Source organism: Pseudotabrizicola formosa, from assembly GCF_002900965.1.
In the GTDB taxonomy this organism is placed as follows: Bacteria; Pseudomonadota; Alphaproteobacteria; order Rhodobacterales; family Rhodobacteraceae; genus Pseudotabrizicola; species Pseudotabrizicola formosa.
In genome coordinates, this window is sequence record NZ_PJOM01000001.1 from 662,363 (window position 1) to 687,760 (window position 25,398).

Annotated in this window: 24 protein-coding genes; 12 read left to right on the forward strand and 12 right to left on the reverse strand. The window is 64.6% G+C overall.

Translation table 11 applies throughout. The features are described from left to right. Positions 1–2 precede the first annotated feature (2 nt). The 3 genes from gcvH (at position 3) to CXR43_RS03365 (ending at position 3,762) form a co-directional block, all read left to right on the forward strand. Positions 3–362, forward strand: a complete 360-nt coding sequence (gcvH, locus tag CXR43_RS03355; RefSeq protein ID WP_103332592.1) for a glycine cleavage system protein GcvH — start codon at positions 3–5, stop codon at positions 360–362. 74 nt (positions 363–436) lie between these two features. Further along, positions 437–3,277 (forward strand): aminomethyl-transferring glycine dehydrogenase, encoded by a 2,841-nt coding sequence (gene gcvP / locus CXR43_RS03360; protein ID WP_103332593.1) that lies wholly within the window; start codon positions 437–439, stop codon positions 3,275–3,277. Positions 3,278–3,444: 167 nt separating this feature from the next. Next, a complete protein-coding gene (locus CXR43_RS03365; RefSeq protein WP_103332804.1) occupies positions 3,445–3,762 on the forward strand; it encodes a DUF3775 domain-containing protein in 318 nt (105 codons plus the stop codon). Between the two features lie 58 nt (positions 3,763–3,820). Here CXR43_RS03365 and CXR43_RS03370 read toward each other — a convergent pair whose 3' ends face one another. The 5 genes from CXR43_RS03370 to CXR43_RS03390 all read right to left on the reverse strand — a co-directional run bounded on the left by CXR43_RS03370 (position 3,821) and on the right by CXR43_RS03390 (position 8,254). After that, positions 3,821–4,234, reverse strand: coding sequence for a type II toxin-antitoxin system VapC family toxin (locus tag CXR43_RS03370; protein ID WP_146036459.1), 414 nt, complete (start codon positions 4,232–4,234; stop codon positions 3,821–3,823). 110 nt (positions 4,235–4,344) lie between these two features. Then, complete coding sequence (locus CXR43_RS03375; RefSeq protein ID WP_103332595.1) at positions 4,345–5,076, reverse strand: hypothetical protein; 732 nt, start codon at positions 5,074–5,076, stop codon at positions 4,345–4,347. Positions 5,077–5,350: 274 nt separating this feature from the next. Further along, positions 5,351–6,163: a metallophosphoesterase family protein gene (locus CXR43_RS03380; RefSeq protein ID WP_103332596.1), complete on the reverse strand. Its 813-nt coding sequence runs from the start codon at positions 6,161–6,163 to the stop codon at positions 5,351–5,353. Beyond that, on the reverse strand, positions 6,163–7,092 hold the full coding sequence (locus CXR43_RS03385; RefSeq protein ID WP_103332597.1) for a diacylglycerol/lipid kinase family protein: 930 nt from the start codon (positions 7,090–7,092) through the stop codon (positions 6,163–6,165). Before CXR43_RS03385 ends, CXR43_RS03380 begins: the two co-directional genes overlap by 1 nt. Positions 7,093–7,153: 61 nt before the next feature. Then, positions 7,154–8,254 (reverse strand): zinc-binding metallopeptidase family protein, encoded by a 1,101-nt coding sequence (locus CXR43_RS03390; RefSeq protein ID WP_103332598.1) that lies wholly within the window; start codon positions 8,252–8,254, stop codon positions 7,154–7,156. Between the two features lie 247 nt (positions 8,255–8,501). On the opposite strand from CXR43_RS03390, the gene CXR43_RS03395 reads away from it, so the two are divergent. Further along, entirely contained in the window at positions 8,502–8,678 is a 177-nt protein-coding gene (locus tag CXR43_RS03395; RefSeq protein ID WP_103332805.1) for a CTP synthetase, read from the forward strand. Here the strand turns inward: CXR43_RS03395 and CXR43_RS03400 are convergent, their stop codons facing one another. Beyond that, positions 8,679–9,452 (reverse strand): alpha/beta fold hydrolase, encoded by a 774-nt coding sequence (locus tag CXR43_RS03400; protein ID WP_103332599.1) that lies wholly within the window; start codon positions 9,450–9,452, stop codon positions 8,679–8,681. A 90-nt stretch (positions 9,453–9,542) separates the two neighbouring features. On the opposite strand from CXR43_RS03400, the gene CXR43_RS03405 reads away from it, so the two are divergent. After that, entirely contained in the window at positions 9,543–9,914 is a 372-nt protein-coding gene (locus CXR43_RS03405; protein ID WP_103332600.1) for a hypothetical protein, read from the forward strand. Between the two features lie 78 nt (positions 9,915–9,992). Here CXR43_RS03405 and glyA read toward each other — a convergent pair whose 3' ends face one another. Beyond that, positions 9,993–11,288 carry a serine hydroxymethyltransferase gene (gene glyA / locus CXR43_RS03410; protein WP_103332601.1) on the reverse strand — a complete coding sequence of 432 codons (1,296 nt, stop codon included), beginning with the start codon at positions 11,286–11,288 and terminating at the stop codon, positions 9,993–9,995. A gap of 268 nt (positions 11,289–11,556) precedes the next feature. On the opposite strand from glyA, the gene CXR43_RS03415 reads away from it, so the two are divergent. After that, positions 11,557–12,315: an NAD kinase gene (locus CXR43_RS03415; RefSeq protein ID WP_103332602.1), complete on the forward strand. Its 759-nt coding sequence runs from the start codon at positions 11,557–11,559 to the stop codon at positions 12,313–12,315. Positions 12,316–12,345: 30 nt separating this feature from the next. Here the strand turns inward: CXR43_RS03415 and CXR43_RS03420 are convergent, their stop codons facing one another. From CXR43_RS03420 to CXR43_RS17695, 4 genes are all read right to left on the reverse strand, one after another. Continuing rightward, the gene (locus tag CXR43_RS03420) at positions 12,346–13,764 is read right to left on the reverse strand and encodes a sigma-54-dependent transcriptional regulator (RefSeq protein ID WP_103332603.1); all 1,419 of its coding nucleotides are present in this window, start codon (positions 13,762–13,764) and stop codon (positions 12,346–12,348) included. After that, positions 13,761–14,285: a hypothetical protein gene (locus CXR43_RS03425; RefSeq protein WP_103332604.1), complete on the reverse strand. Its 525-nt coding sequence runs from the start codon at positions 14,283–14,285 to the stop codon at positions 13,761–13,763. Before CXR43_RS03425 ends, CXR43_RS03420 begins: the two co-directional genes overlap by 4 nt. Positions 14,286–14,368: 83 nt before the next feature. Further along, positions 14,369–16,261, reverse strand: coding sequence for a propionyl-CoA synthetase (locus CXR43_RS03430; protein ID WP_103332605.1), 1,893 nt, complete (start codon positions 16,259–16,261; stop codon positions 14,369–14,371). Beyond that, a complete protein-coding gene (locus CXR43_RS17695) occupies positions 16,248–16,463 on the reverse strand; it encodes a hypothetical protein (RefSeq protein WP_146036460.1) in 216 nt (71 codons plus the stop codon). Before CXR43_RS17695 ends, CXR43_RS03430 begins: the two co-directional genes overlap by 14 nt. Before the next feature lie 295 nt (positions 16,464–16,758). On the opposite strand from CXR43_RS17695, the gene CXR43_RS03435 reads away from it, so the two are divergent. After that, entirely contained in the window at positions 16,759–17,766 is a 1,008-nt protein-coding gene (locus CXR43_RS03435; RefSeq protein WP_168219729.1) for a sensor histidine kinase, read from the forward strand. A 120-nt stretch (positions 17,767–17,886) separates the two neighbouring features. Here CXR43_RS03435 and CXR43_RS03440 read toward each other — a convergent pair whose 3' ends face one another. Further along, a complete protein-coding gene (locus CXR43_RS03440) occupies positions 17,887–20,166 on the reverse strand; it encodes an NADP-dependent malic enzyme (RefSeq protein WP_103332607.1) in 2,280 nt (759 codons plus the stop codon). A gap of 139 nt (positions 20,167–20,305) precedes the next feature. On the opposite strand from CXR43_RS03440, the gene CXR43_RS03445 reads away from it, so the two are divergent. The 5 genes from CXR43_RS03445 to CXR43_RS03465 all read left to right on the forward strand — a co-directional run bounded on the left by CXR43_RS03445 (position 20,306) and on the right by CXR43_RS03465 (position 25,396). Next, a complete protein-coding gene (locus CXR43_RS03445) occupies positions 20,306–21,391 on the forward strand; it encodes a cupin domain-containing protein (RefSeq protein ID WP_103332608.1) in 1,086 nt (361 codons plus the stop codon). Positions 21,392–21,454: 63 nt separating this feature from the next. Then, on the forward strand, positions 21,455–21,847 hold the full coding sequence (locus tag CXR43_RS03450; protein ID WP_103332609.1) for a cytidine deaminase: 393 nt from the start codon (positions 21,455–21,457) through the stop codon (positions 21,845–21,847). Next, the gene (locus CXR43_RS03455) at positions 21,847–23,154 is read left to right on the forward strand and encodes a thymidine phosphorylase (RefSeq protein WP_103332610.1); all 1,308 of its coding nucleotides are present in this window, start codon (positions 21,847–21,849) and stop codon (positions 23,152–23,154) included. Before CXR43_RS03450 ends, CXR43_RS03455 begins: the two co-directional genes overlap by 1 nt. Then, positions 23,154–24,350 carry a phosphopentomutase gene (locus CXR43_RS03460; protein WP_103332611.1) on the forward strand — a complete coding sequence of 399 codons (1,197 nt, stop codon included), beginning with the start codon at positions 23,154–23,156 and terminating at the stop codon, positions 24,348–24,350. Before CXR43_RS03455 ends, CXR43_RS03460 begins: the two co-directional genes overlap by 1 nt. Positions 24,351–24,424: 74 nt before the next feature. Continuing rightward, complete coding sequence (locus tag CXR43_RS03465) at positions 24,425–25,396, forward strand: adenosine deaminase (RefSeq protein ID WP_103332612.1); 972 nt, start codon at positions 24,425–24,427, stop codon at positions 25,394–25,396. Positions 25,397–25,398: the final 2 nt, after the last annotated feature.

Sequence of the window (25,398 nt, forward strand, 5' to 3'; positions counted from 1 at the left end):
CGATGAAATACACCAAGGAACACGAATGGATGCGGGTCGAGGGCGATCTGGTCGTCGTTGGCATCACCGAACACGCCGCCACCCAGCTGGGCGATGTGGTTTTCGTGGAACTGCCCGAAACCGAGACCATGGTGGCCGAGGGCGATGAGGTCTGCGTGATCGAAAGCGTCAAGGCCGCGTCTGACATTCTGGCTCCGCTGGATGGCGAGATTGTCGAGGTCAACGTGAAACTGGTCGATAAACCGGCGCTGGTGAACGAAGACCCGACCGGCGAGGCCTGGTTCTTCAAGATGAAGATCGACGATCTGGCCGCTCTTGACGATTACATGGACGAAGACGAATACGCCGATTTCATCGGCTGATCCGTCCCCGCTTTGATAACAGACGGTGGGCGCTATCCTGCGCCCGCCCGCGCGCTGATATTTGCAGGCAAGCCATGACCTATACCCCCGTCGCCTATAACCCATATGATTTCGCCAACCGCCGCCACATCGGCCCCTCACCCGCCGAGATGGAGGCAATGTTGCAGGTGGTGGGGGTGCCCACGCTCGACGCGCTGATTGACGAGACGGTGCCAAAATCGATCCGCCAGAACACGCCCTTGTCCTGGGCCCCGCTGGCCGAACATGAACTTTTGGACAAGATGCGCGCCGTCGGCAAGCGTAACACGGTGATGACCAGCCTGATCGGGCAGGGCTATTATGGCACGGTGACGCCCCCGGCCATTCAGCGCAACATTCTGGAAAACCCGGCCTGGTACACCGCCTATACCCCCTATCAGCCCGAGATTGCCCAAGGCCGGCTGGAGGCTTTGCTGAACTACCAGACCATGGTGGCCGATCTGACCGGCCTTCCGGTGGCCAACGCATCCTTGCTGGACGAGGCAACAGCGGCGGCAGAGGCGATGACCATGGCCGAACGCTCTGCCAAATCCAAGGCGCGCGGCTTTTTCGTTGACCGCAACTGTCACCCGCAGACCATCGGCGTGATCCAGACCCGCGCCGAACCGCTGGGGATCGAGGTCATCATCGGCGATCCGGCCAAGCTGGACCCGTCCGCCGTGTTCGCCGCGATCTTCCAATATCCGGGCACCTATGGCCATGTGACGGATTTCACGGATCAGATTGCCGCGCTGCACGGGGCAAAAGCCTTGGCCATCGTGGCAACAGATCTTCTGGCGCTGTGCATGCTGAAAGAACCGGGTGCGATGGGGGCTGACATCGCGGTGGGGTCCGCGCAGCGCTTTGGCGTGCCGATGGGCTATGGTGGCCCGCATGCCGCCTTCATGTCCTGCCGGGATGAGCTGAAACGGTCGATGCCGGGGCGGATCGTCGGCGTGTCGATCGACTCGCGCGGGAACAAGGCCTATCGCCTGTCGCTGCAAACGCGCGAACAGCATATCCGGCGCGAAAAGGCCACGTCAAACGTTTGTACCGCGCAGGCGCTGCTGGCGGTGATGGCGTCGATGTATGCCGTGTTCCACGGCCCGCTGGGCCTGCGCGCCATTGCCGAACGGGTGCATTTCGGGGCCAACCGGCTGGCCCGCGCCCTCAAAGCCGCCGGAGCCAAGGTTTCACCCGCCGCCTTTTTTGACACCATCACGGTCGAGGTTGGCGTGGGCCAGACCGGCATTCTTGCTGCGGCCCGGCATGAAGGGCTGAACTTCCGCAAGATCGGGACCGACCGGGTGGGCATTGCGCTGGATGAGACCACGGATGAACGGGTGCTGGTGCGCATCCTGCGCGCCTTTGGCATTGAGGGGGTGCCGCCGCACCGGGCGCAGCTTGGCTTTCCCGAAGCCATGGTGCGGAAGACCGAATATCTGACCCATCCGGTGTTCCATATGAACCGGGCGGAGTCGGAAATGATGCGCTACATGCGCCGGTTGTCCGACCGCGATCTGGCGCTGGACCGGGCGATGATTCCGCTGGGGTCGTGCACGATGAAGCTGAACGCGGCGGCGGAGATGATGCCGATCACCTGGCCGGAATTCGGCTCGCTTCACCCTTTTGCTCCGGCAGATCAAGCCCTTGGCTACAAGGAGGCGATTGACGATCTGGCGGCCAAGCTGTGCGAGATCACCGGCTATGACGCGATGTCGATGCAGCCCAATTCCGGCGCGCAGGGCGAATATGCGGGGCTGTTGACCATTCAGGCCTATCACCGCGCGCGTGGTGATACGCAGCGCAAGGTCTGTCTGATCCCGACCAGCGCACATGGCACCAACCCGGCCTCCGCGCAGATGGTGGGGATGGAGGTGGTCGTGGTCAAGACCGCGCCCAATGGCGACATTGATGTGGAGGATTTCCGGGCCAAGGCGGCTGCGGCGGGTGACCGGCTGGCGGCCTGTATGATCACCTATCCCTCTACCCATGGTGTGTTTGAAGAAACCGTACGCGACGTGTGCCAGATCACGCATGATCACGGGGGACAGGTCTATATCGACGGGGCGAACATGAATGCGCTGGTGGGGCTGGTCAAACCCGGCAAGATCGGCGGCGATGTCAGCCACCTGAACCTGCACAAGACCTTTGCCATTCCGCATGGTGGCGGCGGTCCGGGCATGGGGCCGATCGGGGTGGGGGCGCATCTGGCGCCCTATCTTCCCGGGCATGTGGAGACCGGCGGGGCGGAAGGGCCAGTGTCGGCGGCACCCTATGGCTCTGCCTCTATCTTGCTGATTTCATGGGCTTATTGCTTGATGATGGGGGGTGAGGGGCTGACGCAGGCGACGCGGGTTGCGATCCTGAACGCCAATTATATCGCCGCGCGGCTGGTGGGGGCTTATCCGATCCTGTTCATGGGCAACAAGGGGCGGGTGGCGCATGAGTGCATTCTGGATACCCGCGCCTTTGCGGAGGTGGGCGTGACGGTTGACGATATCGCCAAGCGCTTGATAGACAACGGTTTTCACGCACCCACAATGTCTTGGCCAGTCTCTGGCACGCTGATGGTGGAGCCGACCGAGAGTGAGACCAAGGCGGAGATTGACCGCTTCATCACAGCACTTCTGGCGATCCGCGACGAAATCCGTGCGGTGGAGAATGGCGAAATCTCCAGCGAAGACAGTCCCTTGCGCCACGCGCCCCATACGGTGAACGACCTTGTGGCAGACTGGGACCGCAAGTACAGCCGCGAGGCCGGGTGCTTTCCGCCCGGGGCGTTCCGGGTGGACAAATACTGGCCGCCGGTGGGCCGGGTCGACAATGTGTACGGCGACCGCAACCTGATCTGCACCTGCCCGCCAGTGGAAAGCTATGCCGAGGCGGCGGAATAAACGGGGTATGATTTGCGTCTGGCCAGCGTATGGCTGACGTATGGCACACAGCATGACGCGGGCGCCTGACCTGACAGGCGCCCGTGGACCCCGGTTTTCCGGCCCGATTGTCCCCGGGCTTGCACATGGTGCCGCCCAGGCGCAGCATGGGGGCAGGAGGAATGACCATGTTGCAGATCAGCGCATCCAAAGTTGTCCAGATCATCTTTCAGCACCGCGAAGGCCCGGTCGCCGCGGCCGAGCTGCACGCCTTCATCGAAAACCTGAACGAGGATGAGAAGGCCCACCTGACCGCGCTTGCCTGGGTCGGGCGCGGGGCCTTCGAGCCGGAGGATTACGCCGAGGCCCTGACCACCGCCTATACCCAGGCCACCACGCCCACATCGGACTACCTGACCGGCATGCCGCATCTGGCCGAGAACCTTGAGGCCGGGTTGGAGGCCATGGGGGTGGATGTGACGGGGGAGGAGGAGGATTTGTTGTGAGGGTAAACGAGCCAGATGCCGGAGGTTTCTTCTCATAGACATCAAGGACTAGGATAGACTACGTCGGGTCGTCGAAGAAATTTGGCTCAGCAATCTTGTTGGGCAAAGGAAGTTCCCAAGTGTGGATCACCTTCAGACCGATCAACTTGGAGAAGTGGGTCTGGTTGTTGTCGTCGGTGTAGAAGATCTCGGCGCCCGCAGTCTTGGCGATGATCGAAATCTGACGATCAAACTTTACCTTCTGCCAGTCCTCATTGCTGCCGCTTTTCTTGTCGCCGGCCTTCCGAGCTTTCGCACTTTCGATCCCGAGTTCGATAGCCGCCTTCGCGTCGAAGGGCGCGATCTGCATTGAGGTCGATTCCTTGATGACGGTAATGGCCTTGTTGACGCTTGCCACCGCCATCAAAACTTCGGAGAGGCACGGGGTCGGGATGAGTATCGTGTCACCTCTAGCGGAGTGTGTGTCGATCATGGCATCGACCCGTTCCTTCCAAAACGCGGTCGGCTGACCGCTCGGTCCAAGACGTGGCTCGGACCTCGGGTTCAGCAGCAGTGTCAGGAAGGTGTTGTCAAGCGCTACTATCAATGGAACTGGCTACCTCGTTCCTCAATGCGATCGATCTCGCCAAGCACATCTTCTGGCCAGTCCATTTCAAGCGCTCGCAACTTGTCGACGGTCTCTCGGAGACTTCTCTGAACGGGCTGGTAATCAGTGATCGTCACGTCGTTGACCGTCCAAGCACCGTCACTCGTGCGCTTCCAGGTCCCGCGCCCGGTTATCTGCAGCCGCTCGTCAAGGAACGCCCTCAGCGCGACACCCATTATTCTCGGTGCGACACAGAAAACCACGCCGAAGGCGTCTGTGGCGACCCGAAGTTTCACTTCATCCTTGTATACAGCGATGTGGTAGACCTCGCCGGAAAACACGGCTTGGTCGCAGATACTATAGATTACGTCTTCGTCCGCTCGCGTTCCAGGGAATGGTATGATGTTCCCACCATCGGGCCCGAAGAACTCTCCACTCGTGCCGTCTTCCTGCAGCATGTAGTTAATCTGATCTCGAGCACGGAGCGCGGTCTTCGGTGCGCTACCGTTTCTGATCTTGAGCAAGCGTTCGTCAACACGCTTTCGTGCTTCTCCGTCTACCGCCAAGCAGGTTCCATGGCTGCTCTCGAAAATTCTGACCAAGTGCAAATGCTCGGGAAGGCCGAGCATTTGCTTGAGTTGCGCATAATAATCGATCAGACGCCCAAAGGGCATCGTTTCAGGCGTGAAGCCTTCGATCTTGAAAGTGTATTGCGCTTTGTTGGTCATGGTCGCTCTCCAGCATAGACTGTAGATGTATGACTGTTTCAGGTAAATGATAGATTGTTCGCCTCCTGCTGACAGCTTCGCCTTTGAGTCCTCACAGCAACTAGGGTGCCACCCGCCCCTTCCAGCGTCGACTGAGATCGCGAATGATCGTTGCCAATGGACTGTTCCGCGGCGACAGATTTTCTATGAAAGGCTGCTTTGGGAAGCCCGCTTTGCTGCGCCGTGCCTGAATGCCGCTTATCGCTACAAAGCGACCAAGCTCAGGATTCCCCATTCACTCCCCCTGCCGTCCCCAACCCATGTCGGCATTGTCTTGCTGATACCGCGTCACGTTGTCGGATGTGTAGTCCAGCTGATCCCCCACGGTCCGCCAGCGAGTCACGGTGACCAGACCCTGATCGAAGTCGATCACGTTCAGGTCGTTATCCTCGCCGCGCAGGCGCGACGACAGGGTGGTGCCGGCCTGCACGCAGAGCATCGAGCGCGCGCCTTTGCGCAGGGCGAAGGGGGCGGCGGCCCAGAGGTGGAGGTGGCCAGAGAGGATGACATCGGCCCCGGCGCGGGCCAGCGCCTCGGACCCGGCATCGGCCCCTTTCATCGGGGTCTTGCCGGTTTCGGGCGGCGTGGTCAGCGGGTGGTGCAGGGCCACCACGCGCAACTGTCCGGGGCGGGCGCGGGCGAACACCTGCGCCACATGGCGCAAGGAGGCGGGGCGCAGTTTGCCGCGTTGCCAGACGCAAGGGTCGGTGGTGTTGACGCCCACCACCAGCAGATCGCCGGTTTCCACCACCGGCTCCAGATCCGGGCCTGCCACGGCGCGGTAGCCGCGCCAGGGCCAGAACAGCCGCGCCACCGGGTTGTAGAGCGGCACGTCATGGTTGCCCGGCACACAGAGCACCGGGCCGGGCAGGGCGGCAATCAGCCGTGCCGCCGCCGCCCATTGCGGGGCCAGCGCCCGCTGGGTGAGGTCGCCCGAGATCACCACCACATCGGGCCGCAGCCGATGGGCCAGAGCGGTCAGCGGTTTCACCAGACCGGCGCGCTCGGTGCCGAAATGCAGGTCTGACAGGTGCAGCACACGGCCCATCACGCGGCCCCCGGCACCGGCAGCGCCGCTGTTTGCGCCACTGGCATGATCACCGTCAGCACATCCGGACGGGCGCGGAAGGCAAAGGGGGCGGCCATCTTCTCGCGCTCGCCATCGCGGGCGATGGTGCGGCGGCGGGCGCGGGTTTCGATCTGCAGCGATTTGGTGCCGATCAGGGTGAAGTCGCGGTAGGGCCGGGCCATCCGCATGGCGATGCGCAGGGCAAAGCCCAGAAGCTGCCAGCGCCGCAGTTCGGGCGCGATATAGACCGCCAGCTGCCCGGCACGAATGAGGTCAACCCCTTCGTCCATGCCGTATTCCTCCAGCTGATAGGCGTTCTGCGCCACGAAGATCATCGGCGAATGCCGGACCTGCACCACGCCGTCGATGGTCAGCGTCATCCGGCTGGGGCGGTTGTAGGTGGCCAGCACCCGCAGGCCCGACCAATAGGCGGCAAGGCGGGAGCGCCCCCATTTGGCATAGGCCGCCTCGCGCCGTTCCAGCAGGGCCGGGTAGAGGCCAAGGCTGGCGTTGTTGAGAAACAGCTTGCCATTCACCTCGCCCGCCGCCGCCGGGGTTTCGACGCCCGTCATCAGTTGGGCCATGGCGGTTTCGGGGTCATTTTCCAGCCCCAGCGAGCGGGCGAAGAAATTGAAGGTGCCCAGGGGCAGGATGCCCAGCGCGATGCCGGTTCCGGCCAGTTCGGTGGCGACGCCGCAGATTGTGCCATCGCCGCCGGCGGCGATCACGGTGGCAAAGCCATCGTCGCGCGCCTTGCGGGCGGCGGCCGGGATCTGCGCGCCAAAGCGGATCAGCCGCACCTCATGCGCCAGCCCAGCCGCGCGCAGCGGCGCTGTCAGCTGGTCAATCCGCGCGGCGGATTTCTTGCCAGAACCGGCATTGGCCAGCACACAGATCGGTTCACGCATTTTGGGCCAGTGCTCCTGCCGGGATGAGGGGGGTCACGGGGTCTGTCCTTGGGGAGTGATGTCAGGCCAGCGGGTCCGGGTGGCAGCGTTGTACCAGATCATGCACAAAGCTGAGCTTGGTCTGGACATCGGCGGGCAGCGAGAACGGGTAGAGGTCGCTTTGGCCCATGGACCGGTTGAGGCTGTTGAGCGCGAGCGTCAGCGGCACCCAGTTGCCGATCAGCTGGCCCGCGTCGCGGCTGTGATAGGGGTCGGTATCGACGCGGGCGGCCAGCGCTTGCCCGGCATTCACCCGCAGCCCCAGTGCCGCCGCGGTTTCCAGCGTATCGACCATGTGCAGGTAATGCGCCCAGGTTTCCGCCCAGTCTTCCCAGGGGTGCATGGTGGCATAGGCCGAAACAAAGCGGTTTTCCCAGCCTTCGGGCGCACCCATCTGATAATGCCGTTGCATCGCTTCGGCGTAATCGGCGCGTTCATCGCCAAACAGGGCGCGGCAGGCGTCCAGCGCATCGCTGTCACGGACCAGCAGATCCCAGTAATAATGCCCGACCTCGTGCCGGAAATGGCCCAGCAGGGTGCGGTAGGCTTCGCCCATCTGGCTGCGCCGTTCTTCGCGGGCGGCGTCATCGGCTTCGATCAGGGCGATGGTGATGACGCCGTCGTCATGTCCGGTCAGCACCTTGTCGGGGCTGCCCGGATCATCGGCCAGAAACTCGAACACCAGCGGTTGCGGATGGCCCGAGTCCGGCAGCGGGCGGGGCAGGTCCAGCCGCAGGACCGAATACATCAGCCGGCGCTTGGCGGCTTCCATCTTGGTCCAGAGCGTCACATGGTCGGGCGTGGAGAGATCCGGCACGGTGCGGTTGTGCTGGCAGGCCAGGCAATAGCCCGCCGGGCCGGTCGGCTCGCCCTCGTCGCACGGAACCATCCAGTTGCAGGCCGACCGCTCCCAGTTGCGGCAAAAGCGCAGCGGGCCGGGGTCCGTGGCCTGATCGGCCTGCGCGCTGGTGTCGGGCAGGGCCCGCCACACCGGGCCATCGGCCTGAACCGCCAGCATGCGGTCCTCATCAGGCAGATAGCCCAGCATATGGCCGCATTTCAGACAGACGGTGTTTTCGAAATACAGGATTTCGCCACAGCACTGGCAATGAAAGAGTTTCATGAAAAAGATGTCCCCGGACAGATCAGAAGGGTCCCGGCCAGCCTGACCCGGATTTTGGTACAGAACAACGCTTTTGCTGCAGATGCAGCATGGCGTTTCACCCGGTCAACCCCGGCGCGGCAGTCGGGTTCCGTCGCTTGCACGCGAATGTCACCGGCCAGCCCGCGCTGGCGTCTTGATCTGGGTCAAGGCGGTGGGGCAGGGGCTGCGCTACCTGTCGGGACATGTCCAAGGATCGGAGCCTGTGATGACACGACTGACCGCCCTGCTTTTTTCGATCATCGCCCCGTCGCTGATGGGGGTGGCGGTGATTGTGGCCCTGACCACGGGGAACGATACCCCGGGCCCGATCATGCTTGCCGCCGCACTCGGCTTTGGTGCGGCTGTGCCAGTCAGCTGGCTGGTGGCCCGGCGGCTGGCCTGATCAGGCGGTCAGGAAGACGCGCACCGTTTCTTCAAACTCGCGCGGCTTTTCGGCATGCAGCCAATGGCCGGTGCCGGGGATTTTGGCAAAGCGCGCGGCAGGGAACAGGGCGCGGATCGTCTCGCGGTACTCTGGTTTGACATAATGGCTGTCGGCCCCGGTCAGGAACAGGGTGGGGCCGTCGAACTGGCCGCTGGTGCCGGGCCAGCCGACGATCTTGGGCATTTCAGCCTCCAGCACCGGCAGGTTCAGCCGCCAGCGGGGGCCGCCCGCCGCCTTGAGGTCCAGCGATTGCAGGAAAAAGGCCCGCAGGCTGGCATCGTCTATGGTTTGTGCCAGCCGCCGGTCAGCCTCGCCGCGCGTGGTCACCCCTGTGAGGTCCAGCGCCTGCATGGCGCGGGCGTGGTGGGACTGGTCATGGCCATAGGCCACGGGCGCGATATCGGCCACCACCAGACGGCGGATCAGCGCGCCGTCAGTCAGCGCCAGCTGCATCGCCGCCTTGCCGCCCATGGAGTGACCCAGGAGATCGACCTTGCCGCCAAGGCTGTGGATCACTGCCGCCAGATCTGCCGCCATCTCGGGGTAGCCATGCACCGGCAGATGCGGGCTGTCGCCGTGGTTGCGCATATCGACCGCGACCACATCGCGGCTATCGGCCAGCCGTCGCGCGATGACGCCCCAGTTGCGGGCCGAGCCATAGAGCCCATGGGCAATGACCAGTGGCGGGGCAGCAGAGGGGGTGGCGGCGGGGTGATGGATCGTGGCAAGCATGTCACCTGTGTACCGCCAGTTTTCCAACCCTGCCAGAGCAGTTGAGGATTTTGCCCCGCGCGCCTAAAGATTTGCAAAAGGATTGGGGTCATGAGCGCAATTACCATTCAGCAGATGGCCGACCGGGTTGCCGGGTTGATGCAGGACCGTCTTGGCATTCGTGGCAAGGACTTGCCTGACAAGCTGCGCCGGGGTGGCAGACTGCTGCCGCGCCCGGTGCGCGCGGCGGCGGAAGAGTTGGCCGGTTACGCGCAAAAGGCGCAGAATCCCAAGTTGCTGGTGCAGATCGACCCGGCCCGCGTGGCCAGTTGCTATGACATCTGTTTGCGGCATCTGTCGGCACAGCGGGCCGGATCGCCCCTGCTGCGGGCATTGGTGCGCATCGGCACCACGGTTGCGCTGGGGCTGTTGGCCACGGCCGCGCTGGTGCTGCTTGTGCAGCGATTGCAGGGCCGGATCTGACGTGCGCTGCGAAACGGCCCCTGCTGTCCGCGAAAGGACGGCAGGGGCCGGTTCAGGCAGGGTCTTGGGTCGGGCGGATCACAGATCCGGGTAGATCGGGAATTGCTTGCACAAGGTCTCGACCTCGGACTTCACGCGCTCTTCCACTGCGGCATTGCCATCTTCGCCATTGGCGGCCAGACCATCGACCACTTCGGTGATCCAACGGCCGATCTGGCGGAACTCTGCCTCGCCAAAGCCGCGCGTGGTGCCTGCGGGCGTGCCCAGACGCACGCCGGAGGTGATGGTGGGCTTTTCGGTGTCGAACGGGATGCCGTTCTTGTTGCAGGTGATATGCGCCCGGCCCAGTGCCTTTTCGGTGGCATTGCCCTTGACGCCCTTGGGCCGCAGGTCAACCAGCATCAGGTGGCTGTCGGTGCCGCCGGTGACGATATCAAGCCCGCCCTGCATCAGCTGATCGGCCAGTGCCTGCGCGTTCTTGATGACCTGAGCCTGATAGGTCTTGAACTCGGGCCGCAGCGCCTCGCCGAAGGCGACGGCCTTGGCGGCGATCACATGCATCAGGGGGCCGCCCTGAATGCCGGGGAAGATGGCCGAGTTGAACTTTTTAGCGAGGGCCTCGTCATTGGTCAGGATCATGCCGCCGCGCGGGCCGCGCAGGGTTTTGTGGGTGGTGGTGGTCGCCACATGCGCATGCGGGAAGGGCGAGGGGTAGAGGCCCGCCGCCACCAGCCCGGCGAAATGCGCCATATCGACCAGCAGATAGGCACCAACGGAGTCGGCAATCTCGCGCATGCGGGCAAAGTCGATGATGCGCGGAATGGCCGAGCCGCCGGCGATGATCATCTTGGGCTTGTGCTCGGCCGCCAGCGCCGCGACCTGATCATAGTCCAGGAGCAGATCCTGCTTGCGCACGCCGTATTGCACGGCCTTGAACCACTTGCCCGACTGGTTGGGCGCGGCGCCATGGGTGAGGTGGCCACCGGCATCGAGCGACATGCCCAGAATCGTGTCGCCCGGTTGCAGCAGGGCCTGGAACACGCCCTGATTGGCCTGAGAGCCGGAGTTGGGCTGCACATTGGTAAAGCCGCAGCCGAACAGCTGGCAGGCCCGCTCGATGGCCAGATTTTCGGCGATGTCCACATATTGGCAGCCGCCGTAATAGCGCTTGCCCGGATAGCCTTCGGCGTATTTGTTGGTCATCACCGAGCCCTGCGCCTCCATCACGGCGCGGCTGACGATGTTTTCCGATGCGATCAGCTCGATCTCATGGCGCTGACGCCCCAGTTCCTGCGTCATCGCGCCGAACAGCTCGGGGTCGCGCGAGGACAGAGTTTCGGTGAAAAAGCCGTTGTCACGGTGCGGGGCGTTCATGGGCGTCTCCTGCCTGATCCGGGGGTCGGGATGGTGCCCATTTAGACCAAGCACAGCCCCCGGGAAAGGGAGGAAAACGACGCATCCCCGGATGGGGGCGAAATTTCGGAAGCCGGGGAGGATGCAGGGGCGGTTGATCCGGGCCTCGGGCCGGTTAGAAGGGCGGGGCAGATCCTGCGCACCACTTTCGTCCCGCGCTCGCGCAGCAAGGGTTGAGTTCCCGCCTCCGGCCCGTCAAGACTGTGCACAAGGGAGACCCATTGTGCCTATGTCCGGAATTGCCTTTCGTGCCAGTGCAACGCCCGTCGCTCAGGCCGCTTTGGCGGAGCTGACGGCGCGGCATGGGCAGACCGCCCTTGGCCATGCCCGCGTGGTGGTGGCGCTTGGCGGCGATGGCTTCATGTTGCAGACGCTGCATGACACCCAGAGTGCGGGCCTGCCGGTGTACGGCATGAACTGCGGCACGGTGGGCTTTTTGATGAATGCCTATGAGCCGAAGGGGCTGGCCGACCGGCTTGCGGCGGCCGAAGAAACCGTGATCAACCCGCTGCACATGCGCGCCACCACCGTGGGGGGGCGGGTGGTCGAGGCGCTGGCGATCAACGAGGTGTCGATGCTGCGCGCCGGGCCGCAGGCGGCAAAGCTGGCGATCTATGTCGATGGCCGGCTGCGGCTGGAAGAGCTGGTCTGCGACGGGGCGCTGTTGTGCACGCCTGCCGGGTCCACCGCCTATAACTATTCGGCGCATGGCCCGATTCTGCCGATCGGGTCGGATGTGCTGGCGCTGACCGCCGTTGCCGCCTTTCGCCCCCGCCGCTGGCGCGGGGCCTTGCTGCCGAAAACCGCGGTGGTGCGGTTCGAGGTGATCCACCCCGACAAGCGCCCGGTGATGGCCGATGCCGATGGCCGGTCGGTGCGCGATGTGGTGTCGGTCGAGATCCGGTCCGAGCCGGAGATCTGCCACCGCATCCTGTTCGATCCGGGCCATGGGCTGGAGGAACGCCTGCTGGTCGAACAATTTGCCTGACCCCGCCGCGCGGGCGATCGGGCGCTGACGTCAGGGCCTGTCGCCCCAGCCTTCGAGCTTGCGATAGAGGGTGGAGGGCGACAGATCCAGCACCCGCGCCGCCCTTGGCACCGAGCCATCGCTGCGGGCGATGGTTTCGCGGATCACCAGCCGTTCGATCTCTGCCATGCTGCGGCCGATCAGGCCGGTGAAAGCGTCGCCTTCCCCGTCTGCGCCGGGCATGACCGGGGGCGGCGCGCGCCCTTCGCGCTGCAGCGAGGCGGGCAGCATGTCCAGCGTGATCCGCCCGCCCGGGTTCAGCACCACGACGCTGCGGATGACATTCAGCAGCTGCCGCACATTTCCGGGCCAGCTGTGGCCGCGGAACAGAGCCAGCACGTCGGGGGCAAAGCCGTCAAACTGCCGCCCCTCTTCGCGGGCAAAGCGGTCGAGCATGGTCTGGGCGATGTCCACCACATCATCGCCACGCGCCCGCAGGGGCGGCATGTGGATCGGCACCACGAAGAGCCGGTAATACAGATCTTCGCGCAACGCGCCCCGGCGCACGGCCTCTGCCGGGTCGCGGTTGGTGGCGCAGATGATGCGCACATCCACCTTGCGCGGCTGAACCGCGCCCGGCGGCTGCACCAGGGAGGTCTGCAAAAAGCTCAGGAGCCTGGGTTGCAGGGCCGGGGCCAGCTCGCAGATCTCATCCAGAAACAGCGTGCCGCCATCTGCCGCCACCGCCGCGCCCGGCGTGTCGGAGAGTGTGCCGGTGACGCTGCCCTTCCTGTGGCCGAACACGTCCGTGTCCAGCAGATCCTGCGGGATGGCCCCGCAGTTCAGCGTGATGAACGGGCCTGTGGCGCGCGGGCTGCCTGCGTGGACGGCCAGCGCGCAGAGCTCTTTGCCGGTGCCGCTTTCGCCGGTGATGAACACCGTGGCCATCGACCCCGCCACCGACCGGATCATGGCCTTCACCTTCTGCATGGCGGCAGAAGAGCCGATCAGCAGGGTATCGGCCGCCGCTGCCGCCGGTATGGCGCCGACCCCGGGGCTGGTCTTTGGTGTCGGGCTGATAGGTGCCGGGTCAGGGCGGGCGGTGATCGCGCGTTGCACGGCGGCCAGCAGCCGCGCGGTGTCAAAGGGATTGTGGGCCAGCACGTCCTGCGCGCCGGCCCGCATGGCTTCGACCGTGTGGGGCAGGCTGGGGGTGGCGGTGAATGCGATGACCTGCGCCTCTGGCCGCAGGGCCAGCAGATCGCGCAGCAGCGCCAGACCCGCGCCGCCTTCAAGCTCCAGATCCAGCAGCACCGTCAGCGCCCCGGTTTCACGAAACAGCACCAGTGCCTCGGCCACGGTGCCTGTGGTGCGCAGCGCATAGCCTGCCGGTCGCAGCACTGAGCGGCAGGCCATCTGCACCTCTGGCACATCTGTGAGCAGGAGCAGCGGCACAGGCCCGGGGGTCATTTTGGCGGGCCTTTGTCGGCCGTTTCGACAAAGCCGATCAAGGCCGCCACCCCGGCCAGAACCGATGGCCCGATGTCGTGCATCAGCGCCATGTCGCCGGCCATGGCGGCCCGGTTCAGGGCCTGTGCGCCATGCTGCAAGCCGCGCGCCCCGGCGGTTCCGGCCAGCATCACCAAGACATGGCTATGCGCGTCCACCATGCGCGCGTCGGATTGCGCCAGCCCCTGCGCGAGGGATGTCTGCACCTGGCGCAGATCGACGGCCATTTGCTGGGTCAGCTCGGCTGCCCGCTCTGGCCCGGCCAGCGCCAGCAAGGTGGCGAACACGCCATCTTCCACGGCACCGGGCTGGAGGGTTTGCAGCAGGTTCAGCGCCTGCTCGGCCTCGGCCAGCGCCAGCCGGGCCGGGCCGGGCAGGGCGCAGCCGCCAAGCCGGGTCAGCGCTGCGCGCAGCACCGCAAACTGCGCGCCCATGTCACGCAGAGTCAGGGCAGAGCAATGCGCGACGATGGAGTCAACCATGTACCAAATCTACCGCAAGGCCCGCATCTGTCCAACATCTTTGCTGGTGCCCGCACCGGGGCTGCAAGCCCTTGCTTTCCCTGTCAGGCTTTGGCCAGACCAAGGCCTTGCAGCGCCACGCGGATTTCATCGAGGATGGCCGGATCATCTATGGTGGCCGGCATTTTCCACGCCTTGCCATCGGCGATGCTGACCATGGTGGCCCGCAGGATCTTGCCCGAGCGGGTCTTGGGCAGACGGTCCACCACCACCGCGCGCTTGAAGTCGGCCACCGGGCCGATCTTGTCGCGCATCAGTTGCACGCATTCGGCCACCACATCGGCCGGGGCACGGTCCACGCCCTTGTTTAGGCACAAGAACCCCAGCGGCGACTGGCCTTTTAGCGCATCTGCCACCCCGATCACCGCGCATTCGGCCACATCGCGGTGCCCGGCTAGCACCTCTTCCATCGCGCCGGTGCTAAGGCGATGGCCTGCCACGTTGATCACATCATCGGTGCGGGCCATGATGTAGAGGTAGCCCTTGGCATCGACATAGCCGGCATCCCCGGTCTCGTAATAGCCGGGGAAATGCGACAGGTAGGATTTCACGAAGCGCTCTTCGGCGTTCCACAGCGTCGGCAGGGTGCCGGGCGGCAGCGGCAGCTTTATGGCAATCGCGCCCAGCGTGCCGGGGGCGACCTCATGCCCGCCTTCATCGAGCACCCGCACGTCATAGCCGGGCATGGCGACTGCCGGGCTGCCGATCTTGATGGGCACAAGACCAAGGCCCAGCGGGTTGGCGGCGATGGCATAGCCGGTTTCGGTCTGCCACCAATGGTCGATCACCGGCACCTTCAGGTGCTGCCCGGCCCAGTCCACCGTATCGGGGTCGGCCCGCTCGCCCGCCAGAAACAGCGCCTGCAGGGTGGAAGTGTCGTAATCCTTGATCAGCGCGCCCGTCGGATCATCGCGCTTGATCGCGCGCAGGGCGGTGGGGGCGGTGAAGAAGGACTTTACCTTGTGCTCTTCGAGCACTCGCCAGAAGGTGCCGGCATCGGGCGTGCCCACCGGCTTGCCTTCGAACACAATTGTGGTGCAACCGGCGATCAGCGGCGCATAGCAGATGTAGCTGTGCCCCACGACCCAGCCGACATCCGACGCCGCCCAGAACACATCGCCCACGCCGCAATTGTAGATCGCCCGCATCGTCCATTGCAGCGCCACCAGATGCCCTGCCGTGGGCCGCACCACACCCTTGGGGGCGCCGGTGGTGCCGGAGGTATAGAGGATATAGGCCGGATGATTGCCTTCGACCGGCACGCAGTCCGCCGGTTCGGCGCCGTGTTGTAAGCTGTGCCAGTCCAGATCACGGCCTTCGGTCAGCTGTGCCATTTCATGTTCGCGTTGCAGGATCACGCAGAACTCGGGCTTGTGGTGGGCCATGTCGATGGCCCCGTCCAAGAGCGGTTTGTAATGCACCACGCGCGAGGGTTCGACGCCGCAACTGGCCGCGATGATGGCGCGGGGTTTGCAATCGTCGATCCGGACCGCCAGTTCGGCCGCAGCAAAGCCGCCGAACACCACCGAATGGATCGCCCCCAGCCGGGCGCAGGCCAGCATCGCCTCCAGGGCTTGGGGCACCATCGGCATGTAGATGATGACCCGGTCGCCCTTGGTGACTCCCTTGGCCTTCAGCGCGCCGGCCAGACGCGAGACACGATCCTGCAGGTCGGCATAGGTGATGACAGTTTTGGTGCCGGTGACCGGGCTGTCGTGGATGATGGCGGGCTGATCGCCGCGCCCGGCCTGCACATGCCGGTCCACCGCGTTCCAGCAGGTGTTCACCATGCCGTCGGTGAACCATTCATAGAGCGGCGCGCGACTGTCGTTCAGCGCGCGGGAGGGTTTGCGGACCCAATCGATGGCCCCCGCGGCATCCATCCAGAAGCCCTCGGGGTCGGCCTGCCATTTTGCGTAGATATCAGAATAACCCATCCTGCGCGCCTCCTCCCAACGCTTGCAGGAGTGTTACGGCATCGGTGGCCAAACGCGCAACAATGTTACCGCCGGACATTGGGCGCGCCGCCTCAAAATATTTGCAGAATTGTGCGTTGCTTGCTGCAAATATTTGCAAATTGGCGCAGAACGTGAATAAATCCGATAAATCCGAAGCTGTTTGCAAAATTTGGCAGTCCATGTCTGCGACTCTCTCGCGCCGGGCGCAGGGTGACCGGAAGGCGGGATGTCTTTGGCTCTGGGTGAGCTTTGATGATCTTAACCTGCCCGAGGAGGGATGATGCGGGGCAGGCGGCTGCCCTTGCTGCGATGTCTTGCGGGCAGGGGGCGCAGGGCCGCGATTGCGGGCAGCGAGAATCGCCTTCCAGAGAGATTGCCAAACAGCTAAGACAAGTCTGGTCCTCTGAGCGGTTGAGATTATGTCGCACGATTTGCAGCCTGTTCCACGACCACTGCCATTGATCGGACGAGGGCCGATGGCGCGTCAGATCGCGCAATTCGACTGGAGCACCACGCCCTTGGGCCCGATTGGCACCTGGCCGATATCCTTGTTGGCGGCTGTCAGGATCATGGTGGGGCAACAGCATGCGTCTTGCATTTTCTGGGGTCCGGACCTGACGATGCTGTACAATGACGCCTATGGCCCGATGCTTGGGTTACGACAGTCTGCGGCGCTTGGCGCGCCTGCCAAGACTGTCTGGCCCGAGATCTGGGGCGATATCCTGCCTTTGATCGAAAAGGCACTGGCGGGGGACGGGCTGTTTTTCTCGAGATTGCCGTTGACGATGACCCGGCATGGTTATGAAGAACAGACATACTGGACCTTTTCCTACAGTCCGTTGCACGACGATGAGGGTGTCGTGCGGGGGATGATCAATATTGCCGCCGACGAAACCGCAAATGTCGAGGTGCAGACGCGTGAGGATGCGATGCGGATGGAATTGTCGCATCGCATGAAGAACATGTTTGCCGTCACCTCATCTGTCGTGTCTTCCAGCCTGCGCGCGGCACCGGACCTGCAGCGCGCCCGCGAGACGGTGCCAGCGCGGATCCGGGCGCTTGGGCAGGCGCAGCAGATGCTGCAGGCGACCTCGGCGCTGGACATAACCGAGGTGATTGACCGGTGTCTTGCAGCACATCTGGATCGCAGCGAGCGGTTTTCGTCAGAGGGGCCGCCGATCCTGTTGAAGCCGGATCAGGCGCTGGGTCTGTCGCTGATCCTGTTTGAACTGGCGACCAATGCGGTGAAATATGGTGCCTTGTCCCGTGCAGAAGGCAGCGTGCGCATTTCCTGGACGCTTGCAGAGGACGGACAGTTGTCGCTGGTCTGGCAAGAGCAGGGTGGCCCGGTGGTCACGCCCCCTGCGTCGCACGGCTTTGGCTCTCAGTTGCTGAACAAGGTGGGGCCGGGCTATTTTTCGGGTGTCGGCAAGATCGACTACAGCCCCGGGGGTGTTACCTATCAGCTGAGCGGAAAAGTCTAGGACGGGCCGAAGGCGTGTGTCAGTTCGCGTCGCAGGACGGGCTTGCCAATCGACAGAATGCTCTGGCCGGGCGGCGGATCTGGCGCATGTCCCCCTGCTGTGACGCAGGGGGACGGGGCCTTAGCCGTAATGCGCCACCGGGGTGCCTGCGATGGCGGAGACGTTCAGCAGGCCACGGGCGGTGATCGACGGGGTGACGATATGGGCCTTGTTGCCCATGCCCATCAGGATCGGCCCGACCTCCAGCCCGCCGGCTTTCATTTTCAGAATGTTGCGCACGCCCGAGGCCGCGTCGGCGCTGGCGAAAACCAGCACATTGGCCGGGCCGTCGAAGCGCGCCCCCGACAGCAGCCGGTCGCGCAAGCCCTGATCGAGGGCGGCGTCGATGTTCATCTCGCCCTCATAGGCAAAATCGGGCTCGCGCGCGTCCAACAGGTCCAGCGCGGCGCGCATCCGCTGCGCCTTTTCATTTTCCATGTTGCCGAACTGGCTTTGGGTGCACAGCGCGATCTTGGGGGTCAGGCCGAAGCGCTTTACATGGCGGGCGGCCCCCAGCACCGTCTGCATGATCTGTTCCGGTGTCGGTTCGGCATGGACATGGGTGTCGGCAATGAACAGCGGCCCGTCTTCCAGGATCATGAGCGACAGCGCCGCAACCGGCTGCAAGCCACCCCGCGCCAGCACTTGCCGGACATAGCCCAGATGCCACAGATACTGGCCGAAGGTGCCGCAGATCATGCTGTCGGCCTCGCCGCGATGCACCATCACCGCCGCAATCGCGGTGGTATTGGTGCGCATGATGGCGCGGGCGATGTCGGGCGTCACGCCGCGCCGGGCCATCAGATCGGCATAGGTGCCCCAGTAGTCGCGGTAGCGCGGGTCATTTTCCGGGTTCACCAGATGGAAGTCACGGCCCGGGCGGATCGGCAGGCCGGCGCGTTCGCAGCGCGCCTCGACCACTTCGGGCCGGCCGATCAGGATCGGCAGGTCGGTGGTTTCTTCCAGCATGGCATTGGCGGTGCGCAGCACGCGTTCATCCTCGCCTTCGGCAAAGACGATCTTGCGTTCGGCATGGCGTGCGGCCTCGAACACCGGGCGCATCAACATGGCGGATTTGAACACCGAGCCGTCAAGATTGGCCTTGTACGCCTCCAGATCGGCGAGGGGCCGCGTGGCCACCCCGGTTTCCATCGCGGCGCGGGCCACGGCTGTGGCCACCACGCCCATCAGGCGCGGGTCGAAGGGTTTGGGGATCAGGTATTCGGGGCCGAAGGACAGCTTTTCGCCGCTGTAGGCCGCTGCCGCCTCGGCGCTTGTCGTGGCGCGGGCAAGTGCCGCGATGCCTTCGATACAGGCGATCTTCATCTCGTCATTGATCGTGGTGGCCCCCACATCCAGCGCGCCGCGGAAGATGAAGGGAAAGCACAGCACGTTGTTGACCTGATTGGGAAAATCAGACCGGCCGGTGGCGATGAGCGCGCCGGGGGCGACAGCGCGGGCAAGATCTGGCTGAATTTCGGGGTTCGGGTTGGCAAGGGCGAAGATGATCGGGTTGGGGGCCATGCGGGCCACCATGTCCTGCGTCAGCACGCCCGGCCCGGAGAGGCCGAGGAACAGATCGGCCCCGTCAATGACATCGCCCAGCGTGGCGGGGCTGGTGCCTTGGGCGAAGGCCTCTTTCTGCGGGGTCATCTGCGCGGTGCGGCCCTTGTAGACCAGCCCTTCCAGATCGCAGAGCCAGATATTCTCGCGCCGGACCCCCAGTTTCACCAGCATCTCAAGGCAGGCAATGCCCGCTGCCCCGCCGCCGGTGGAGACGATCTTGATCTGGTCGAAGGTCTTGCCCGCGATGATCATCGCATTGGTGGCGGCGGCCCCGACCACGATGGCGGTGCCGTGCTGGTCGTCGTGGAACACCGGAATGTTCATCCGCTCACGGCAGCGCTGTTCGACAATGAAACAGTCGGGGGCCTTGATGTCTTCGAGATTGATGGCGCCAAAGGTGGGTTCCAGCGCGCAGACGATATCGGCCAGCTTTTCGGGGTCGGCCTCGTTCAGCTCGATGTCAAAACAGTCGATATTGGCGAATTTCTTGAACAGGACGGCCTTGCCCTCCATCACCGGCTTGGATGCCAGCGCCCCGATGTTGCCAAGGCCCAGCACCGCCGTGCCATTGGTGACCACGGCCACAAGGTTGCCGCGTGAGGTGTAGCGCGAGGCGGTGGACGGGTCGGCCTTGATTTCCAGACAGGCCTCGGCCACGCCGGGAGAATAGGCGCGGGACAGGTCGCGGCCATTGGCCAGCGGTTTGGTGGCGCGGATTTCCAGCTTTCCGGGTTTGGGAAATTCGTGATAATCCAGCGCCGCCTGACGGGCGTTGTCCTGTCGCACTTCTTCCATTTTCGCCTCCCGACAAATTTGGTTTAGCCTTAAACCATTTATTTTGATCCGCCAACCGGCTGCGTGCGCCAAGGCCGCCGCCGTGGCTTGCAAATTTCGCCGGCCGGTTCCAGCATGGCGGCACAATCCGGGGATAGCCATGACCGAGACGCGCGCCGAAGTTCTTTTGTCCACGCAGGATCTGCGCGATGACCTGCCGTTCTACACCCGCGTGCTGGGGATGCGGCTGGACATGATCTATCCCGCCGATGACCCCGAGGTGGCGGTGCTGTCGGGGCATGGACTGCGCCTGCGCCTTCAGAAGGGGGCCGGGGTGCCGACGGGAACGCTGCGCATCCTGACCGAAGACCCGGATGGGTTTGCCGGGGGCGCGCGCGTGCTGACCGCGCCCAATGGCATGCGGGTCGAGATTGACGAGATCAACCCGCCGCTGGTGCTGCCGCAGACCGAACATGCCTTTGTGGTGCGCCGTCTGGCGGATCAGGCCCCTTGGGTGATTGGCCGCGCCGGGATGCATTACCGCGATCTGGTGCCCAGCCGCCTGGGCGGGGCGATGATTGCCAGCCATATCCGCATTCCCGATGGTGGCCCGGTGCCGGATATGGTGCATTTCCACAAGGTCGGGTTCCAGCTGATCTTCTGCATCAAGGGCTGGGTCGATGTGGTCTATGAAGATCAGGGCGGGCCGATGCGGTTGCACGCCGGAGATTGCTTCATCCAGCCGCCCGAAATCCGCCACCGGGTGCTGGAAGCCAGTGACGGGATCGAGGTGATCGAGATCGGGGTGCCTGCCGAGCATATCACCGAGATTGATCATGACATGACCCTGCCAACCCCGGAACTGCGCCCTGACCGCGAGTGGCAGGGCCAGCGCTTCGTGTTCAACCGGGGCAGGGAGGGCGTCTTTGTGCGCGCGCGCCTGCCGGGGTTTGTGGCGCGCGACACCACGATCAACGCCAACACAAAGGGCGTTGCCAGCGTGATGGTGCTGCGCCCCGAAGGTGGGTCCGCGCCGATGGCCCGGCATGCGGGCGATATCCTGTTTACCTTTGTGATCTCCGGGGAAATGACGCTTGAAGGGGAGGGCAAAGATCCGTTCCGCCTGTCGGCCGGGGATGCCTTTGTCATACCGCCGGGCATGGCCACGCGCTATGCTGATCCCACGGCCGATCTGGAACTGCTGGAGGTGTCCTTGCCGGGCAACCCCGCCACCACTGTTCTGTGACCTTGCGCTTTGCGTGCCCTGCGCCCACACTTGCCGACCGATTGGTCAAAACCCGAGGCTGAGATGACCCTTTTGCAAGCTGCCACCGATGTTCGCCTGCGCGCCTATGCGCCCTATTCGCGCTTTCTGGTGGGGGCTGCGTTGCGGACCACATCGGGGGCAACCTATGTCGGCTGCAATGTGGAAAACGTGGCCTATCCGGAAGGCACCTGTGCCGAGGCCGGGGCGATTGCCGCGATGATTGCCGGGGGGGATACCCGCATTGCCGAGGTGTTCGTGATCGCCGACAGCCCCGATCCGGTGCCGCCCTGTGGCGGCTGCCGTCAGAAGATCGCGGAATTCGCAGATCCGGAGGTGCAGGTCACGCTGTGCACCACCGATGGCAAGCAACACACGCTGACGGTGGCAGAGCTGTTGCCCGGCGTGTTCACCGCCGCCCATATGGACCGTGCCTGATGGAGGCGCGCCGCATCATCGCCCAGGTGCGCGATGGCGCCACACCTTCGGCCGAGGCGCTTGCGTGGTTTGCGCAAGGGCTTGCCTCGGGTGTGGTCACCGACGCGCAGGCGGGGGCCTTCGCCATGGCGGTGCTGCTGCGGGGTCTGTCGGAGGAAGGGCGGGTGGCGCTGACGCGGGGGATGCGCGACTCGGGGCAGGTGTTGCGGTGGGATCTGCCCGGGCCAGTGCTGGACAAGCATTCGACCGGCGGGATCGGCGATTGCGTGTCCTTGCTGCTGGCCCCCGCATTGGCGGCCTGCGGGGCCTATGTGCCGATGATCTCGGGACGGGGGCTTGGCCATACCGGCGGCACGCTGGACAAGCTGGAGGCGATCCCCGGCTTCCGCACCGGGTTGAGTGAAGATCAGCTCCGCGCCCAGTTGGACCGGGTGCATTGCGCGATTGTCGCGGCCAGTGCTGACCTCGCCCCTGCCGACCGTCGGCTTTATGCGATCCGCGATATCAGCGGCACGGTGGAAAGCATTGACCTGATCACCGCGTCGATCCTGTCGAAAAAGCTGGCGGCGGGGCTGGAGGGGCTGGTGCTTGATGTCAAATGCGGCTCGGGCGCCTTCATGAAGACGCTGGACCGGGCCGAGGCCTTGGCGCGCGCGCTGGTTGGCACGGCGCAGGGTGCGGGCTGCATGACCACCGCGCTGATCACCGATATGTCGCAACCGCTGGCCACGGCGGCAGGCAATGCGCTGGAGGTGATCGAGGTGATGGAGACGCTGACCGGCACATCGGTCAACGCGGCGCTGTGGGATCTGACCTGTGCCTTGGGCGGTGAGGCTCTGGCGCTTGGCGGGCTGGCGGCGGATGCCGAAGACGGGGCGGGGCGCATCGCGCAGGCGCTGGAGTCAGGCGCTGCGGCAGAGGTGTTTGGCCGTATGGTCGCGGCGCAGGGCGGGCCTGCCGATTTCGTGGAACGCTGGCCCGACCGTTTGCCCGCCGCCCCTGTGATGCGCGAAGTGCCAGCGCTGGATGACGGGTTCATCGCCCATATTGATGGTGAGGCTTTGGGCCATGCGGTCGTGCATCTGGGGGGCGGCAGGCTGCGCGAGGGCGACAAGGTGCACCCGGCGGTGGGCCTGTCCGATCTGATCGGGCTGGGAGAGGAAATCGGGGCCGGGGTGCCGCTTGCCATGGTGCATGCGGCCAGCGAGGACGCGGCGGATGCGGCCGTGCGGGCGGTGCAGGCGGCGTATCGCGTCGGCACCTCGGTGCTGGATGAAGGCCCGCTTGTGTTGAAAAGGATCACCTGATGGCGCGCGCGTTTCTGGTTGTGCTGGATTCGGTGGGCTGCGGTGGTGCACCGGATGCCGCCGACTTTGGCGATGCCGGGGCCAATACGCTGGCCCATATCGCGCAGGCCTGCGCCGAGGGCCGGGCCGATATGGGCCGCAGTGGGGCGTTGCAGATGCCCAACCTTGACCGGCTGGGGTTGGGGGCGGCGATAAAGCTGGCCTCCGGGGTGGAGGCACCGGGTCTGGGGGCCACGCCCACGGGGCTTTGGGGCGCAGCGACGGAAGTGTCGCGCGGCAAGGACACGCCCTCGGGTCATTGGGAGCTGGCGGGGGTGCCAGTGCCCTGGGACTGGACCTATTTCCCCACCGAAGGCCCCGCCTTCCCCCCCGATCTGGTGGCCGAGGTGTGTCGTCTGGCGGGGACAGAGGGGATTTTGGGCAATTGCCACGCCTCGGGCGTGCCGATCATTGCCGCCCATTGCGAGGCGCATCTGCGGACCGGCTGGCCGATCTGCTATACCTCCGCCGATTCCGTGTTCCAGATCGCAGCGCATGAAGAGGCGTTCGGGCTGGACCGTCTGTTGCAGCTGTGTGAGGCCCTGGCCCCGACCCTGCATGCGATGAAGGTGGGGCGCGTCATCGCGCGGCCCTTTACCGGGACATGCGGCGATTTCAAGCGCACCGCCAACCGCCGGGACTATGCGATTGCCCCGCCTGCACCGACGCTGCTGGATTGGGCGGCAGAGCAGGGGCGGATGACGCATGCGATTGGCAAGATCGGGGATATCTTTTCGATGCGCGGGATTGGTGCCCTGCACAAGGGCAAATCCGACGCTGATCTTTTCGAACATCTGGTGCGTCTGGGGGCCGAGGCGGAGCCGGGTTCCTTGACCTTTGCCAACTTTGTCGAATTTGACAGCCTGTATGGCCATCCGCGCGACGTGGCGGGCTATGCAAGCGCGCTGGAAGGGTTTGACGCAAACCTGCCGCGCTTTCTGGCCACACTTGGCCCCGGCGATCTGGCGATCTTTACCGCCGACCATGGCAACGACCCGACCTTCAAGGGCACCGAGCACACGCGGGAACGGGTGCCGGTGATCGGCTACGGGCTTGGTGCCCGCCCCATCGGCTTGCATGCCTTTGCCGATGTGGGGGCAAGCATGGCCGCACATCTTGGCATTCGCCCTCTGACGCCGGGGATCAGTTTCCTCTGACCCGAAAGAAGCGGGGGCCAGCCCCCGCACCCCCGGGATATTTATGAACAGATAATGAAAAGGACGCGCGCGTCATGCTGCCCAAAATCGAACTCCACCTTCACCTTGAAGGAGCCGCCCCACCCGCGTTCATCCGCGGCTTGGCTTCGGAAAAGCGGCTGGACATTGCAGGCGTGTTTGATGAGCGCGGCCATTACAAATACGCCGATTTCTGGGATTTCCTGAAGGTCTATGAGGCCGCCACCTCGGCGCTGAAATCGCCCGAGGATTACGCGCGCCTGACGCTGGCGGTGCTGGAGGAAAGTGCGGCGAGCGGTGTGGTCTATTCCGAAACCTTTCTGTCGCCCGATTTCTGCGGCGGGCGCGATGTGGGGGCCTGGCGCGAGTACCTGCAGGCAATCCGCGAGGCGGCGGATCAGGCGGAGCGAAGGTTTGGTATCACCCTGCGCGGCATTGTTACCTGTATCCGGCATTTCGGCCCGGACAAGGCGCGCGAGACCGCGCGCTGTGCCGCAGATACGGCAGGCGACTGGATTGTGGGCTTTGGCATCGCAGGCGATGAAAAGGTGCTGACGCCAAAGGATTACCTGTGGTCCTTTGACTGCGCGCGCGAGGCGGGGCTGCGGCTGACCGCGCATGCCGGGGAATGGGGCGGGCCGCAATCCGTGCGCGATGCGGTCAACGATCTGGGGGTTGAGCGGATCGGGCATGGCGTGCGCGCCATTGAGGATCTGGCGCTGGTGGATGAGCTGGCCGAGCGGGGCATCGTGCTGGAGGTCTGCCCGGGATCGAATGTGGCGCTGGGGCTTTACCCCGACTGGCGCAGCCACCCCATCGGGCAGCTCTATGACCGGGGGGTCAAGGTGACCGTCAGCACCGATGACCCGCCGTTTTTCCACACCAGCATGGAGCGGGAGTTTGCCGAGTTGCACCGCGCCTTTGACTGGGATGACGGGGTTTTTGCGACGCTGAACCGCACTGCGCTTGACGCGGCCTTCTGTGATGCCGATACACGCGCACGTATCGCCAAAGTGCTGGAGGCCTGACC